Source organism: Devosia marina (assembly GCF_009758415.1).
GTDB lineage: Bacteria > Pseudomonadota > Alphaproteobacteria > Rhizobiales > Devosiaceae > Devosia > Devosia marina.
Genome location: NZ_WQRF01000001.1, coordinates 1,438,332 through 1,452,890 on the forward strand (window position 1 = coordinate 1,438,332; position 14,559 = coordinate 1,452,890).

Sequence of the window (14,559 nt, forward strand, 5' to 3'; positions counted from 1 at the left end):
GGAAGAATGGCTCGGGGCGGATGACCCGGGCGTCCCTTATCGCCCGGGAATGCAGGCCGCTATCAGGGCAGCATGCGCTCCTCTGCCGGGGGCAGAAACTGCGCATCGAAGATGTCGGCGGCAGTCACATTGCCCTGTAGGCCCATGGAGATCTTGAGCGTTTCGATGGACGCGGCCAGCCGCGCCTCGTCGATGCCGCCAAAGCCGTTCTCGACCACGTACGGGGTCTTGATATTCATCTCATTGGCCATTTCCAGGCGCTCGGTCTCGGTGTTGATGTCGAGAATTTCGTTGCGCGCCAAAACGGCGGCAGCGCCGGCACCCGGATCCGCCACGGCGTCGGCAAAGCCCTTTGCCAAGGCGCGGAGGAAACCCTTGACCGCCTCCGGATTTTCCTCGGCAAAGGCCTCATTGACCATGATGGCATTGCCATAAAGATTGAGGCCGTGATCGGCGAACAGCAACGGCACGATATCGTCTTCCGGCACACCATTGGCCTTAAGGTTGAGGATCACCGAGAAGGCGAAGCCAAAGACGCCGTCCACATCGCCGGACGCCAGCATCGGTTCGCGCACCGGGAAGCCGATCGATTCAAGGGTGATGGCACTATCATCGATTCCGGCCACTTCCTTGAAAGCGGGCCATTGGGCAAAGGCGCCATCCGGCGGCGGTGCGCCCAGCTTCTTGCCTTCCAGAGACTTGGGATCCTCGGTGATGCCGAGCGACCTGCGGCCCACCACTGAGAACACCGGCTTGTCATAGACCATCATCACGGCCTTGACCGGCTGGGACGGGTCTTCGTCCAGGAACTTGATCAGCGAGTTGATATCGCCGAAGCCAAGCTGATAGGCGCCGGTGGCGACACGCGGAATGGCCTCGACCGAGCCATTGCCGACATCGATGGTGACGTTAAGCCCTTCATCGGCGAAATAGCCATTGTCCTGAGCCAGAAGGAAGCCGGCGGCGGGACCCTCGAAGCGCCAGTCAAGCGTCAGCTTGATGTCGGTCTGCGCCAGGGCGGGCAGGGCCAGGCCGGAAACGGACAGGCCCGTTGCCAGAGCCAGGGCTGCGGTAAAGTGGCGGCGAGAAAGCATGATTTTGACGTCCCCAGTTTTGTTATGAGGAGAAATCAAGCGCAGTCACCGCCCGCGCGCAAGTTTTTTCTGACCATTTTGGCATCAGACAGCATTGCTGCCCAATTTCTCAGCAACCTGCTGCCTCTTTCTCCGCCAGGCTCAGATCGGCAGGCCCGAACGCGCCTTGACCCGCCGAATACTCATATTGGAATGAATGCGCGCCACCCCGGGCAGCCGAGCGCTCAAGCGGCGATGCAGATGCTCGAAATCCTCGTGGTCCCGGCAAATCACCCGCAAGATATAGTCGGACTGGCCGGCCATCAGATGGCATTCGAGCACTTCGGGTATATCCTGAACGGCGGCCTCGAAGGCATCGAGCGCCGCTTCGCTCTGGCTTGTCAGCCCCACCTCGATGAAGAATTGCATGGCAAAGCCAAGCCGCCCCGCATCGAGCTCGGCGCGATAGCCCTGCACGAAGCCGGCCTCCTCCAGCGCCCTGATACGCCGGTGGCAGGCAGAGGGCGACAAGCCAACCGTGTCACCAAGAACTTGTACACTGCGATGGGAATCGCGTTGCAGTTCACGCAATAATTTCCGGTCAGTCGCATCGGGCTGTAGGGGCAAGGCGCGGTTCTCCGGCAGGACGAGCAATAATTCGACCATGTATCCCGTGGCGATGTCCTGACAAGGACCGGGCGGCTTATCCCCCGCCACCCCCACAAATGGGCAGTAATCTGGTAAACAAATACTCTCGAATTTCGTCCGCTTTTTGTCCGCAAATCCGCGACATTCCGATTGGCCGTGCGCAAGAAACAGGGCGCGAAACCGAAGTCTCGCGCCCCTCCGGGGCGGCCAACAAAGGAGCGTCAACCTCTGCGACCGACCACCGATCGGATGGTGGAGGCTCTGTTGGCGGTCCACCATAGATGGGTCCGGATTGATCATTGTCCGGTTCGCTTGCTCAACGACCGGACGCGCAGGCGGTTCCCGCCAAACAGGCTCACATTGCTTTTGTGATCGGAGAACGACGCGCAGCGCGGCTAAAGCTCGAACGGCGCCTGTAGCGACTGGATCGCCTTGATGGCGGCCGAGGCACGGTTTTCCACGCCCAGCTTGGCATAGACCTGCTCCAGGTGCTTGTTCACCGTGCGCGGGCTGAGGCCCAGAATATCGCCAATATCCTTGTTGGACTTGCCGCGCCCGATCCAGAGCAGCACTTCGCTTTCGCGCTGCGTCAGACCGAATTGCTGGCGCAGGACCTCTTCCTGCCCCTCCTCCTGGGCGCGCGCGATGCGGAACAGGTATTCGTCCCCGCCAACAACGCCCAGAAAGGCAAAGTGCAGGCCGATGCTCTCTCCTGTCTTGAGATCGAACCCCCCCCCCGGCGTTGGTCGCTCGCCTTCGGCCAGGCGCCAGTCGACAAAGCACCGCGACATGCTGAGTTGGACCCCCTGCCCCAGACCCGAGCGATCCAGCAGCCGATTGGCCTGGGGTGTCGACCAAAGCACCAGCCCCTCTGCGGCAAAGGCCACCAGGTGCCGTCCGGCAGCATCCAGAGCAATGCGGGCGCTTTGCGCCCGCCGCGCATTGGCAAGATGCACCCTTATCCGGGCGCGCAATTCATCCACGTTGATCGGCTTGGAGAGATAATCCACCCCGCCGCTTTCGAGCGCATGCACTACATGCTCGGTCTCGGTCAGCCCGGTCATGAAGATGATTGGCACATGGACCAGCGGCGGCAGTGCTTTCATCTGCCGGCAGGTTTCAAAACCATCCAGCCCCGGCATCACCGCATCCATCAGCACCACGTCCGGCGTGACCCGTTCAATGATCTTGAGCGCTGCCTCGCCGCTGCGGGCGACAAGCACGGTGACACCCGCCTGTTCGAGAGCCGTGGTCAGAAAACCAAGCGACTCCGGCGAGTCGTCGACCAGAAGAACGATGTCCTGTTCCTGCTCAATCCGGCTCATGGCCTACCCGCTCCAGCGTTTCGGCGAAGCCGTCGAAATCAAAATTCTGCATATGCTGCCTTAGCGCCTCGACAAGTGGCAGATTGGCCGGATCGGCCGCCAGCTCGGCCAGCTTGTCATCAATGCCCCTGACATGGCCGATTTGACTGAGTGCGGCCAGGTCACGCAAGTGTTCTGCGCCCGGAGACCGCATTTGTCTGTCCCGCGGTGCAGGTTTGTCAGGCGCTTCATGGACCCATTCCAACCCCAGATGCGTGCCCAGCCGGTCGACAAGCTGGTTAAGATCGAAAGGCTTGGCCAGCGTATCACTATGTCCGGCATCCGCACTGGTGGGATTGGCGCCATCCCCGATATTGGCCGAGAGCATGATCATCGGCGCCACCACGCCACGAGCACGCATGGCCTGCACCAGCTCCCAGCCGCTCATGCCCGGCATGCGGATGTCGACAAAGAACAGATCGGGCCGCGCCGTCTCGATGGCGGCAAGACAGGACTGACCATCGACCGCCGTAAGAACTGTAAAGCCGAGCGGGGCGAGCATTTCGTGCATCAACTGGCGGTGGTCGGCATTGTCATCAACGACCATGATGGTGCGCCGCCTGCCCTGATAGCCAATGATCTGCTGCACGGGCGCCATGCGCTTGGCCGGCCGCTCAACCTTAGACAGCATCAGCCGGGCCTGGAAGCGCGTGCCCTCTCCCACGGCGCTGGACACGGTGATCTCACCGCCTAGCGTCTCGGTCAGCAGCTTGGTGATGGTGAGGCCCAGCCCCAGCCCCGGTGTAAAGCGATTGCGCTCCGCCTCGCCACGGACAAAGGGCTCAAAGACATGATCAAGATCGGCCGCCGCGATGCCGCTGCCGCTATCCTCAACTGTGAAAGTCGCCACCTGCATGCGATAGCCGACGCTGAAGCTGACATGACCAGCACTCGTGAACTTGATGGCGTTGGATAGGAGGTTGACCAGGATTTGCCGCAACCGTTTCTCGTCGGTCCGCACATAGTCGGGTAGCGCACGGGCGCGCTCATGGCGGAATTCGAGCCCCTTGGCCTCGGCCTGCAGGCGGAACATGTCGACGATCTGATCCAGGAAATCCTGGATATTGACCTCGCTGGCATAGACCTGCAGCCGCCCGGCTTCTATCTTGGAAATGTCGAGCAGCCCGTCGATCAGTCCCGACAGATGCTCGGCGCTGCGGCGAATGACCTGTGCCGAGCCGCGACGGTTCTCCGGCAATTGCCCGTCGCGTTCGAGAATTTGCGCATAGCCCATCACCGCATTGAGCGGCGTGCGCAATTCATGGCTGAGGCCGACGACATAGCGCGACTTGGCCTGATTGGCAGCCTCGGCCTTTTCCTTGGCGCGCTGCAATTCGGCGTCGGTTTTCGAGTGCGCGTCGATTTCCTTGAGGAGCAACGTATTCTGACGCGAGCTTTCCTCCTCGGCCACCAGGCGACTGTCATGCGCCAGCACCAGGAACCAGGTCATGACCCCAGCGGCGACCGCAAAGACAAAGAACACCACCAGTAGCGTGCCGCCGACGACATCGGCGGTATTGGGCGCCGAGCGACTGGCAAAATAGTAGATCAGCCCCAGAATGCCGCCCAGAATCGCCGTGGCAATAGCCATGGAAATGCCATAGCGCCCCAGGCGGGACCGTAATTTGTCGATGGCCCATTGCGGCAGGATACTCGCCGCCACCGCATGGGTCTGCGCGCGGAAATGCGCGTGTGGCTTGCACATATCGTGGCAACGCGCATCGAGCGAGCAGCACAGCGAACAGATGGGCGCCGCATAGGCCGGGCACCAGGCCATGTCCTCGGGCTCGAAGGGATGCTCGCAGATCGAGCAGGTAAGCGTTTGCCTGGACTGCCACTGCTTGCGCGGCTTGCGGGCGAGATAATACTTGCCCTTTGTTGCCCAGGCGATGGCCGGTGAGGCGATGAAGCAAACGATCAAGGCGATATAGGGTGAGAGCGCCGAGGCCATCTCGCCAAAGGCGCCGAAATGGGCGGTCAGGGCGATGACGACAGACAGGAACATCGAGCCGACGCCGACCGGATTGATGTCATAAAGATGGGCGCGCTTGAACTCGATGCCCGGCGGCGCCAGGCCCAGGGGCTTGTTGATGAACAGATCCGCAGAAATCGAGCACAGCCAGGCCATGGCAATGATCGAGAAGATGCCCAGCGTCTCTTCGAGCAGCCGATAAATGCCCAGCTCCATGAGCAACAGCGCAATGGCGACATTGAACAGCAGCCAGACCACACGCCCTGGATGGCTGTGGGTCAGACGCGAGAAGAAGTTCGACCAGGCGAGCGAGCCGGCATAGGCGTTCATCACATTGATCTTGAGCTGGCTAACGACGACAAACACCGCCATCAGCATCAATGCCACGAACTCATTGGGGATCATGTAGCCAAACGCGACGGCATACATATGCCCCGGCTCGGAGGCATGTTCGGGCGAAACACCCACTGAAAGTGCGAGAAAGGCCAGGAACGAGCCGGCAATAAGCTTTGGCGCACCGACCACCACCCAGCCGGCACCTGCCAGGAAGATGCCGATCTTGTGCCGCCATTTCGGTGCCCCTTCGGCCGGCAGGAAGCGCAGGAAGTCGACCTGCTCGCCGATCTGGGTCATCAGGGCCAGGATGACCGCCGATGCGGCGCCAAACTTGGCGATTTCGAATGGCGCGATACTGCCCGCAGCGCCTTCCGGCTCTCCGAGCCCGGCAAAGGCGCGCCACAGGTCGAACTTCTCCCAATCCATGAAGGCGATGAAGAAGAAGGGCAGGATATTGAGCACGATCCAGATCGGCTGGGTCAGCATCTGGAACGAGGAGATCATGCGGATGCCATGTGTCACCAGCGGGATTACCACCAGCGCCGAAATGATATGGCCGATCCAGAGCGGAATACCGAAGGCCAGTTCCAGCGCGCTCGACATGATCGAGGCCTCGATGGCGAAGAGGATGAAGGTAAAGCTGGCATAGATCAGCGAAGTGATCGTCGAGCCGATATAGCCAAAGCTGGCCCCGCGCGTGAGCAGGTCGACATCGACGCCATGCCGGGTCGCGTAGCGCGAGATCGGCACGCCAACCAGCAAAATGGCGATGGAGGCGACGAGAATCGCAATCAACGCATTGGTGGTGCCGTAGGAAAGTGTAATGGCCCCGCCGATCGCCTCCAGTGCAAGGAAGGAAATGGCGCCGATAGCGGTCTGGGAAATCCGGTCATTGGAGAAGCGCCGAGCCGACTTGGCGGTAAAGCGCAGCGCATAGTCTTCCAGGGTCTGGTCGGCCACCCAGCGATTATATTCGCGCCTGACCGGAATGATCCGCTGCCGTGCCATGCAAGCCTAAGCCTTAACCAATTCGTCGCGCTGCCCAAAAAATCGCCAGCCCTTCAATAGCACGAAATTGGGAAAAATCACGCGGTTTTTCAGGGCTTTCCGCCGATAGCGGGAATCAACGCGACAGGCAGTTACGTCAATCGACGTATAGGGCGAACGTTAAGAGATGTCCCAGTGTGCCCCCAGGACGCCTCCCGGTGTCTTCAGGGACTCAACAGGTCTAGAGGGACAACACATGAAAAACTTCAGCGCGAAAAGCGCTTTGCTCGCCGCCGCACTTGCCGGCAGCGTCTCGCTGTCTGCAGTGCCGGTCATGGCGCAGGACGACACTATCAAGGTCGGCATTCTGCACTCGCTCTCGGGCACCATGGCGATTTCGGAAACCACGCTCAAGGACACCATGCTGTTCCTGATCGAACAGCAGAATGCCAAGGGCGGCGTGATGGGCAAGATGCTCGAACCCGTCGTGGTCGACATCGCGTCGGACTGGCCGCTGGCCGCCGAGTTGGCCCGTCAGCTCATCGAAGTCGATGAAGTCGATGCGGTGTTTGGTTGCTGGACCTCGGTTTGCCGCAAATCGGTGCTGCCGGTGTTTGAAGAACTCAATTCGCTGCTCTTCTACCCGGTGCAGTACGAAGGCGAAGAATCCCAGCGCAACGTGTTCTACACCGGTGCCTCCCCGAACCAGCAGGCCATTCCAGCCGTCGACTATCTGATGAACGAAGAGGGCGTCGAGCGCTGGGTTCTGGCTGGCACTGACTATGTCTACCCCCAGACCACCAACAAGATCCTCGAGCAGTACCTGCTCGACAAGGGTGTGGCCGCCGAAGACATCATGATCAACTACACGCCCTTCGGTCATTCCGATTGGCAGACCATTGTCTCCGACATCGTCGCCTTTGGTTCGGAAGGCAAGAAGACCGCCGTTGTCTCCACCATCAATGGTGACGCCAACGTGCCGTTCTACCGCGAACTGGGCAACCAAGGCGTTGCCGCTGAGGACATCCCCGTGGTGGCCTTCTCGGTGGGTGAAGAAGAACTCTCGGGCTTCGACACCACCCCGCTGGTGGGCCATCTGGCCGCCTGGAACTACTTCATGAGTGTCGATACCCCGGAAAATGAGCAGTTCATCGCTGACTGGCAGGCGTTCATCGGTTCGGAAGACCGCGTCACCAATGACCCGATGGAAGCTCACCTGATTGGCTTCAACCTCTGGGTCAAGGCCGTGGAAGCGGCCGGCACCACCGATGCTGACGCCGTCATCGACGCCATTGTCGGTCTCGAAACCCCGAACCTGACCGGCGGCATGGCCACCATGCTCCCCAACCACCACATCACCAAGCCCGTGCTGATCGGTGAAATCCAGGATGACGGCCAGTTCTTCGTGGTCTGGGAAACCGAAGACCTCGTGCCGGGCGATGCCTGGTCCGACTTCCTGCCAGAGAGCGCCATGCTCGAGGCCGATTGGACCGCCCCGATCAACTGCGGCAACTACAACACCGAGACCGAGAGCTGCGGCTCGGCAATGTAAGGCAGCTTGCCTGACCTGGGCAGGGGCGTCGCCGCCCCTGCCAACTCGACTTTCCCGAACGACAAGGACTTGCCCCGCGATGCTGATCCTCCGCGCACTCCGCCTGGTGCTTCTGGCCCTGCCGTTCCTGCTGTTGCCGTCCAACGCCATCCGCGCACAGGACGCAGCAACCGACATTCCTGCCGCCATTCAGGCCATGGGCGAGGCCAATCTGCGCGAACTCGAACAGATCGTCGCCGACCTTGCCGCAACCGGGAGCGATACGGTCGTTCCGGTCCTGACCGCCCTGGGCGATGGCAATCTCTATCTCGAAGAAACCTCCGGCGCCGTCCTGATTGAACGCGGTTCGACCTATCTCGAACCGCTTTCAGGCGAGGCTGTCGAACTGGGTGCCGATGCTGATCTCTCCAAGATCCGCGTCAATAACGGCTTGCGACGCGATATCGCCGCCGCCCTCGCCGGAATGACGCTGATGAGCGACAGCCCCGCCCGCCGCCTGACGGCCGCGCAGGGATTTCTGGCCAATCCCGACCCTGCCAATATCCCGCTGCTCGACGAGGCCATTGCGGCCGAGACCGATGCCAATGTCCTCAAGGCCATGCAAGCGGCCCGGGCCGTGACCATTCTGGGCGACGACGAGCAGAGCGTTGCGGACCGGAAGGCCGCCGTGCCGCTGGTCGCATCCGGCGCGGGGCGCAACGCCTTGACCATCCTCAACTCCGCGCTCAATGGCGCACCCGAAGAACTGGCGCCGACGATCCAGTCGGCCATTGCCGGTCTCGAACAGGAGCGCGCCATCTGGGGCGCCCTGCAGAATGTCTGGTTTGGCCTCTCGCTCGGCTCGGTCCTGCTGCTGGCCGCCATTGGTCTGGCCATCACCTTCGGCGTCATGGGTGTCATCAACATGGCGCATGGTGAAATGGTCATGCTGGGGGCCTACACCACCTTCATCGTCCAGTTGGTCATCCGCCAGAATTTCCCCGGCCTGCTCGACTATTCCCTGCTCATCGCCCTGCCCTGCGCCTTCCTGGTCACCGGTGCGATCGGGGTCGGCATCGAGCGCGGCATCATCCGCTGGCTCTATGGCCGCCCGCTTGAAACCCTGCTCGCCACCTGGGGCCTGTCGCTGATCCTGCAGCAGACCGTGCGCTCGATCTTCGGCCCCACCAACCAGATGGTCATCGCCCCGACCTGGATGTCGGGCTCGACCGAATTCTTCGGTCTCTCGATTACCTATGGCCGGTTCTGGATCGTCATTTTTGCCATCATTGTCTTCCTGTTGCTACTGATGGTGCTCAATCGGACCGCGCTGGGCCTGCAGATGCGTGCCGTGACTCAAAACCGCCGCATGGCCTCGGCCATGGGCATCCGCACCCCCTTTGTCGACGCCATGACCTTCGGCCTAGGCTCCGGCATCGCCGGGCTGGCCGGTGTGGCGCTGACCCAGATCGACAACATCTCCCCCAATCTGGGCCAGAACTACATCATCGACAGCTTCATGGTCGTGGTCTTTGGCGGTGTCGGCAATCTCTGGGGCACGCTGGTCGGCGCGTTGACCCTTGGCGTCGCGAACAAGTTCCTCGAACCCTATGCTGGCGCGGTTCTGGGCAAGATCCTGATCCTGGTCCTCATCATCCTCTTTATTCAAAGGCGGCCGAGAGGGCTGTTCGCCCTCAAGGGTCGGGCGGTGGAACAATGAGTGTTCTGATCTGCACAAAGACCACCGGAGAACTTGCATGCTGACCCAAGCCCTGTTCCGCGCACTCGACAAGAAGGCCATCTGGGTCATTGCCATCTTCCTGGCCGTCGCCGTTCTTGTGCCCATGGCCAATCTGCTGATCCCGCCGGGCCAGTACGGGCACGTGCCGACCTATCTCGTCTCGCTGATGGGCAAATATCTGGCCTATGCGATCCTCGCGCTCGCCCTCGATCTGGTCTGGGGCTATTGCGGAATCCTTTCGCTCGGACACGGCGCCTTCTTCGCGCTGGGGGGCTATGCAATGGGCATGTATCTGATGCGCCAGATCGGCAGCCGCGGCGTCTATGGCAATCCGGTGCTGCCCGACTTCATGGTCTTCCTGAACTACTCCGAACTGCCCTGGTTCTGGCTGGGCATGGACAATTTCTGGTTCGCCATGCTGATGGTTGTGTTCGTTCCCGGCCTGCTGGCCTTTGTGTTCGGTTTCTTTGCGTTCCGCAGCCGCGTTACGGGCGTCTATCTCTCCATCATCACCCAGGCGATGACCTTCGCCCTGCTGCTGGCATTTTTCCGCAACGATATGGGCTTTGGCGGCAATAACGGGCTGACCGACTTCAAGGATATTCTGGGTGTGTCCGTGCAGGCGCAGAGCACCCGCGCCACGCTGTTCGCCGCCACCGCCATTGCCCTGGCGCTCTCGGTGCTGGTCTGTTCGATGATCGTGAATTCCAAGCTGGGCAAGGTGATGATCGCGGTGCGCGACGCGGAAAGCCGCACCCGCTTCCTCGGTTATCGCGTTGAATATGTGAAGCTCTTTGCCTTCACGGTTTCCGCCATCATGGCTGGCATTGCTGGCGCGCTCTATGTCCCGCAGGTGGGCATCATCAACCCCTCAGAATTTGACCCGGCCAATTCCATCGAAGTGGTGATCTGGACGGCCGTGGGTGGACGCGGCACGCTGATCGGCCCGATCATCGGCGCCATCGTGGTCAATCTGGGCAAATCCTGGTTCACAACCACCCTGCCCGAGCTCTGGCTGTTTGCCCTGGGCGCGCTGTTCGTCTTCACCACGCTGTTCCTGCCCAAAGGCATTGTGGGCCTGTGGCACCAGGCGTGGGGCAGGATGCGCCGCAAAACCGAGCACGCGGAACGGCCCGCCCCACCCACGCCCGCCCAGTCCGCAGATATCGAGCGCGGCGAAGACCCCGCCAGCTTCGGCCACGAAGCGCAACCCAAACCGGCGGAGTAAAGGCCATGAGCGCGCACACCGATACCATGCTCTATCTTGACGGCGTCTCGGTTGCCTTTGACGGCTTCAAGGCGATCAACAACCTCGCCATCATCGTCAAGCCAGCGGAGATGCTGGCAATCATCGGCCCCAATGGCGCGGGCAAGACCACCATGATGGACATTATCACGGGCAAGACGCGGCCTGACACTGGCCAGGTATTGTTCGATGGCCGTACTGACCTGACCAGGCTGGATGAAGCCGCCATCGCCAATCTGGGCATTGGTCGCAAGTTCCAGAAGCCGACGGTTTTCGAGAGTCAAACCGTCTGGGACAACCTGGAAATGGCGCTGAAGAAGCCGCGCGGCATCTTCTCGACCCTGTTCTACACCGCCAGTGACGACGATGTGGCGCGGATCACCGAAATCCTCGAGACGGTCCGTCTCATCGCACGCAAGGACGAACTCGCCGCCAATCTCAGCCACGGCCAGAAACAATGGCTCGAAATCGGCATGTTGTTGGCGCAGGATCCAAAGCTCTTGCTGGTCGATGAACCGGTGGCCGGCATGACTGACAGCGAAACCGAGGAAACCGCAAAGCTGCTGCGCGAAATTTCACAGACCCGCTCGGTGGTGGTGGTCGAGCATGACATGAGCTTTGTCCGCGAATTGGGCTCGCGCGTCGTCTGCCTTGCAGAAGGATCGGTGCTCGCCGAAGGCTCACTCGATCAGGTCAGCGCCAATCCGGTTGTTATTGAACGCTATCTGGGGAGGTGAGAATGGTAGCTGCACTCTCAATCAATTCCATCGACCTACACTACGGTGCCGCACAGGCGCTCAAGGGCATCTCCCTCACCTGCCAGCCGGGAAAGATCACGGCCGTGCTGGGTCGCAATGGCGTGGGCAAGTCGTCCACCTTGCGGGCCATCACCGGTATCAATCACCTATCTGCTGGTGACATCACCTTTGGCGAGGAAGTGCTCAAAAGAACTCCACCCTATAAGCGTGCCCGCATGGGCATCGGCTATGTGCCGCAGGGCCGCGAGATCTTCCCCCTGCTCACCGTCAAAGAGAATCTCGAGACCGGCTATGCGGGGCTTGCACGGTCGGAGCGCAACGTTCCCGACTACATTTTTGAACTCTTTCCGGTTCTGAAATCCATGCTGGGCCGTCGGGGGGGCGACTTGTCGGGCGGTCAGCAGCAACAACTGGCCATTGGCCGCGCGCTGGTCACCCGGCCCAAGGTGCTGGTGCTCGACGAGCCTACCGAGGGCATTCAGCCTTCGATCATCAAGGATATCGGCCGCGCGCTGCAATTTCTGCGCGATGAGAAGGGCATGACCATCCTTTTGGTAGAACAATTCCTCGATTTCTGCCGCGAAATTGCCGACGACATCTATGTCATGGATCGCGGCGAGATCATGCATACCGGCCCTGCCAGCGACCTTGACCTGCCCGACGTGCGCAAGCACCTGATGGTCTAGACACAAAAAAGCACCCGGCCGAAGCCGGGCGCCTTTAACACCGAAGTGATCCGATTACATGTCGAACCAGCCATCGGCCTCACATTCTGCAAGCGTGATGATGCCAAGGTCCACGGAAGTGGCCGTTTCAGAATCGGTGGCAGGGACGTTGTTGATGGCAGCGTTGCCCGCCACAGAGTCGTCAGCGGTGTCGTCATCGTTGTCAGTGCCCGTGCTGGACAGGGATTCAGTCTCGGCCGCAAGCTGCAGGTCAGCGCAGCGGGCCGCAACGGCCTCGACATCGGTTTCGGCAACAGTTTGGGTGCCGATCATCATGCCCTGGGCAAAAGCGGGGGTTGCGATCAGGCCGGCGGAAAGGGCGATGGCGGAAAGTGCAGACTTAATGGTCATTTGGTATAACCTTTTGAAAATTATCTCTGAAAGAGCGCTTGCTCACCCCCTCAACGGCAACCCCACCGGATCGTTGCAATGAAATTTGCCGAGGCGGAAATCGTGAACGGCCCGATATTGCAACGCGCGCGCGGCATCGGGCGCATCACGGCCAAGCAGGTCGACGAGCGCACGCGCCTGGACACTTTGTTCCAGGAAGGGTGTGGCAAGATTCGCCTGCCCAATACCCATTCGAGCAGCCTGGAAGCCGTGCTGATCAACACGGCGGGCGGCATAACCGGTGGCGACCATCTGCTCTGGGGCGCCGAGCTGGCGCCGGATGGCCACATGGTCCTGACCACCCAGGCTTGCGAACGCAGCTATCGCTCGACCGGCGATTTCGGGCGCGTGGAAACTAGACTGAAAGTCGGCGCCGGCGGCCATCTCGACTGGCTGCCCCAGGAAACCATTCTCTTTGCTGCCAGCAAGCTCGACCGCCGGCTGGAGGTGGATCTGGACGAAGGCGCCACCCTGACCGCGATCGAGGCGGTGCTGCTGGGACGGGACGCCATGGGCGAGGATGCCGCCGACGCCCTGCTGCGCGACAATTGGCGTATCCGTCGCAATGGCCAACTGGTCCACGCCGAGGCCACCCAATTGCACGCAACCGCTGAGGAGCGGCAAAGCCTTTCGCTATTGAATGGAAACAGGGCCTTCGCCAGCGTGCTGCATATAGCCGCGACGCCGGACCGCGCCAGCGCCATCGGCGACCGGGTCCGCGCCATGCTGCCCGCGGACCAGGCGATTGCCGTCAGCGTCAACCAATCCCGTCTGGTCATACGTGCCATGGCGCCAACCGGGCTTGCCCTGCGCCGCATGATCGTACCAGTCTTGCTCGAACTCACCGCAGCGGGCAGCCTGCCCCGCCTCTGGCATCTTTAGGACCGGAAGATGAATCTCACGCCTCGCGAAAAAGACAAACTGCTGATCTCGATGGCCGCCATGGTGGCGCGCCGGCGCCTTGAGCGCGGCGTCAAGCTCAACCATCCCGAAGCCATCGCGCTGATCACCGACTTCGTTGTGGAAGGCGCGCGGGATGGCCGCGCCGTCTCCGAACTCATGGAGGCCGGAGCCCATGTCGTCACCCGCGACCAGGTCATGGAAGGCGTCGCCGAAATGATCCACGACGTGCAGGTCGAAGCCACATTCCCCGACGGCACCAAGCTCGTCACCGTTCATCAGCCGATCCGATAAAGAGGCCCAAATGCTCAAGCGCAGCCTGCTGACCCTGGCAATATCCATCGCCGCTACCCTGCCGGCCTTTGCCCATCTCGACCCGCCTGAACATGGTTCGATTGCCGCCGGCTTCAGCCACCCCCTGCTTGGCCTCGACCATATTCTGGCGATGGTCGCGGTTGGTCTTTGGGGGGCGATGCAGGGTGGCCGCGCAGTCTGGCTGGTGCCGACGGCCTTTATCGGCACCATGGCGCTGGGCTTTACGGCAGCCATTGCCGGCATGCCCCTGCCCTTTGTCGAACCGGTCATCCTGGCCTCGGTGATCTTCATCGGCATGGCCATCGCGCTGGCCCTGCCGATTCCCTCTTCGGCGGTCGCCGCCATGGTCGGGTTCTTCGCTTTCTTCCACGGCCATGCCCATGGCGGTGAAATGGGAGGCGCCGGCGCCTGGGAATTCGCCATTGGCTTTATCGTCGCCACTGCCGCCCTGCATGCGGCGGGCATTGGCGCCGGCCTGGTGCTGGCGCGGTCGAGCGGCAAGGTCCTGACCCGTCTTGCCGGTGCGGCGACGGCGCTTGGCGGTCTGTATCTGGCAATCGGCGGCTGAGGAGA

At 61.4% G+C, this 14,559-nt stretch carries 13 protein-coding genes; 8 read left to right on the forward strand and 5 right to left on the reverse strand.

All coding sequences use genetic code 11. The features are described 5' to 3' along the window. Window positions 1-62: 62 nt before the first annotated feature. From GO014_RS06965 to GO014_RS06980, 4 genes are all read right to left on the reverse strand, one after another. The gene (locus GO014_RS06965) at window positions 63-1,094 is read right to left on the reverse strand and encodes an ABC transporter substrate-binding protein (protein ID WP_157289616.1); all 1,032 of its coding nucleotides are present in this window, start codon (window positions 1,092-1,094) and stop codon (window positions 63-65) included. 141 nt (window positions 1,095-1,235) lie between these two features. After that, the gene (locus GO014_RS06970) at window positions 1,236-1,739 is read right to left on the reverse strand and encodes an Lrp/AsnC family transcriptional regulator (protein ID WP_157289617.1); all 504 of its coding nucleotides are present in this window, start codon (window positions 1,737-1,739) and stop codon (window positions 1,236-1,238) included. Between the two features lie 377 nt (window positions 1,740-2,116). Next, window positions 2,117-3,046: a response regulator transcription factor gene (locus GO014_RS06975; protein ID WP_157289618.1), complete on the reverse strand. Its 930-nt coding sequence runs from the start codon at window positions 3,044-3,046 to the stop codon at window positions 2,117-2,119. Continuing rightward, entirely contained in the window at window positions 3,033-6,401 is a 3,369-nt protein-coding gene (locus tag GO014_RS06980) for a hybrid sensor histidine kinase/response regulator (protein WP_157289619.1), read from the reverse strand. The genes GO014_RS06975 and GO014_RS06980 overlap by 14 nt, the downstream gene beginning before the upstream one ends. 235 nt (window positions 6,402-6,636) lie before the next feature. On the opposite strand from GO014_RS06980, the gene urtA reads away from it, so the two are divergent. The 5 genes from urtA to urtE all read left to right on the forward strand — a co-directional run bounded on the left by urtA (window position 6,637) and on the right by urtE (window position 12,342). Beyond that, entirely contained in the window at window positions 6,637-7,932 is a 1,296-nt protein-coding gene (gene urtA, locus GO014_RS06985; RefSeq protein ID WP_157289620.1) for an urea ABC transporter substrate-binding protein, read from the forward strand. Between the two features lie 85 nt (window positions 7,933-8,017). Continuing rightward, window positions 8,018-9,631 carry an urea ABC transporter permease subunit UrtB gene (urtB, locus tag GO014_RS06990; protein ID WP_343030848.1) on the forward strand — a complete coding sequence of 538 codons (1,614 nt, stop codon included), beginning with the start codon at window positions 8,018-8,020 and terminating at the stop codon, window positions 9,629-9,631. 37 nt (window positions 9,632-9,668) lie between these two features. Further along, window positions 9,669-10,880 (forward strand): urea ABC transporter permease subunit UrtC, encoded by a 1,212-nt coding sequence (gene urtC, locus GO014_RS06995; protein WP_157289622.1) that lies wholly within the window; start codon window positions 9,669-9,671, stop codon window positions 10,878-10,880. A 5-nt stretch (window positions 10,881-10,885) separates the two neighbouring features. Beyond that, a complete protein-coding gene (gene urtD, locus GO014_RS07000) occupies window positions 10,886-11,635 on the forward strand; it encodes an urea ABC transporter ATP-binding protein UrtD (protein WP_157289623.1) in 750 nt (249 codons plus the stop codon). 2 nt (window positions 11,636-11,637) lie between these two features. Continuing rightward, the gene (gene urtE, locus GO014_RS07005) at window positions 11,638-12,342 is read left to right on the forward strand and encodes an urea ABC transporter ATP-binding subunit UrtE (RefSeq protein ID WP_157289624.1); all 705 of its coding nucleotides are present in this window, start codon (window positions 11,638-11,640) and stop codon (window positions 12,340-12,342) included. Between the two features lie 54 nt (window positions 12,343-12,396). Here urtE and GO014_RS07010 read toward each other — a convergent pair whose 3' ends face one another. Then, entirely contained in the window at window positions 12,397-12,732 is a 336-nt protein-coding gene (locus tag GO014_RS07010; protein WP_116588233.1) for a hypothetical protein, read from the reverse strand. Window positions 12,733-12,810: 78 nt separating this feature from the next. Here GO014_RS07010 and GO014_RS07015 point away from each other — a divergent pair, with 78 nt between their 5' ends. From GO014_RS07015 to GO014_RS07025, 3 genes are read left to right on the forward strand one after another with little or no spacing between them, the layout of a single operon-like run. Beyond that, complete coding sequence (locus GO014_RS07015; RefSeq protein ID WP_157289625.1) at window positions 12,811-13,653, forward strand: urease accessory protein UreD; 843 nt, start codon at window positions 12,811-12,813, stop codon at window positions 13,651-13,653. Window positions 13,654-13,662: 9 nt separating this feature from the next. Continuing rightward, window positions 13,663-13,965 carry an urease subunit gamma gene (locus GO014_RS07020; RefSeq protein ID WP_157289626.1) on the forward strand — a complete coding sequence of 101 codons (303 nt, stop codon included), beginning with the start codon at window positions 13,663-13,665 and terminating at the stop codon, window positions 13,963-13,965. Window positions 13,966-13,975: 10 nt separating this feature from the next. Further along, window positions 13,976-14,554 (forward strand): HupE/UreJ family protein, encoded by a 579-nt coding sequence (locus GO014_RS07025; protein ID WP_157289627.1) that lies wholly within the window; start codon window positions 13,976-13,978, stop codon window positions 14,552-14,554. Window positions 14,555-14,559 lie beyond the last annotated feature (5 nt).

Coding starts and splice junctions, on each gene's coding strand:
- GO014_RS06965 (WP_157289616.1), bottom strand. CDS start 1,094: ATGCTTTCTCGCCGCCACTTTACCGCAGCCCTGGCTCTGGCAACGGGC.
- GO014_RS06970 (WP_157289617.1), bottom strand. CDS start 1,739: ATGGTCGAATTATTGCTCGTCCTGCCGGAGAACCGCGCCTTGCCCCTA.
- GO014_RS06975 (WP_157289618.1), bottom strand. CDS start 3,046: ATGAGCCGGATTGAGCAGGAACAGGACATCGTTCTTCTGGTCGACGAC.
- GO014_RS06980 (WP_157289619.1), bottom strand. CDS start 6,401: ATGGCACGGCAGCGGATCATTCCGGTCAGGCGCGAATATAATCGCTGG.
- urtA (WP_157289620.1), top strand. CDS start 6,637: ATGAAAAACTTCAGCGCGAAAAGCGCTTTGCTCGCCGCCGCACTTGCC.
- urtC (WP_157289622.1), top strand. CDS start 9,669: ATGCTGACCCAAGCCCTGTTCCGCGCACTCGACAAGAAGGCCATCTGG.
- urtD (WP_157289623.1), top strand. CDS start 10,886: ATGAGCGCGCACACCGATACCATGCTCTATCTTGACGGCGTCTCGGTT.
- urtE (WP_157289624.1), top strand. CDS start 11,638: ATGGTAGCTGCACTCTCAATCAATTCCATCGACCTACACTACGGTGCC.
- GO014_RS07010 (WP_116588233.1), bottom strand. CDS start 12,732: ATGACCATTAAGTCTGCACTTTCCGCCATCGCCCTTTCCGCCGGCCTG.
- GO014_RS07015 (WP_157289625.1), top strand. CDS start 12,811: ATGAAATTTGCCGAGGCGGAAATCGTGAACGGCCCGATATTGCAACGC.
- GO014_RS07020 (WP_157289626.1), top strand. CDS start 13,663: ATGAATCTCACGCCTCGCGAAAAAGACAAACTGCTGATCTCGATGGCC.
- GO014_RS07025 (WP_157289627.1), top strand. CDS start 13,976: ATGCTCAAGCGCAGCCTGCTGACCCTGGCAATATCCATCGCCGCTACC.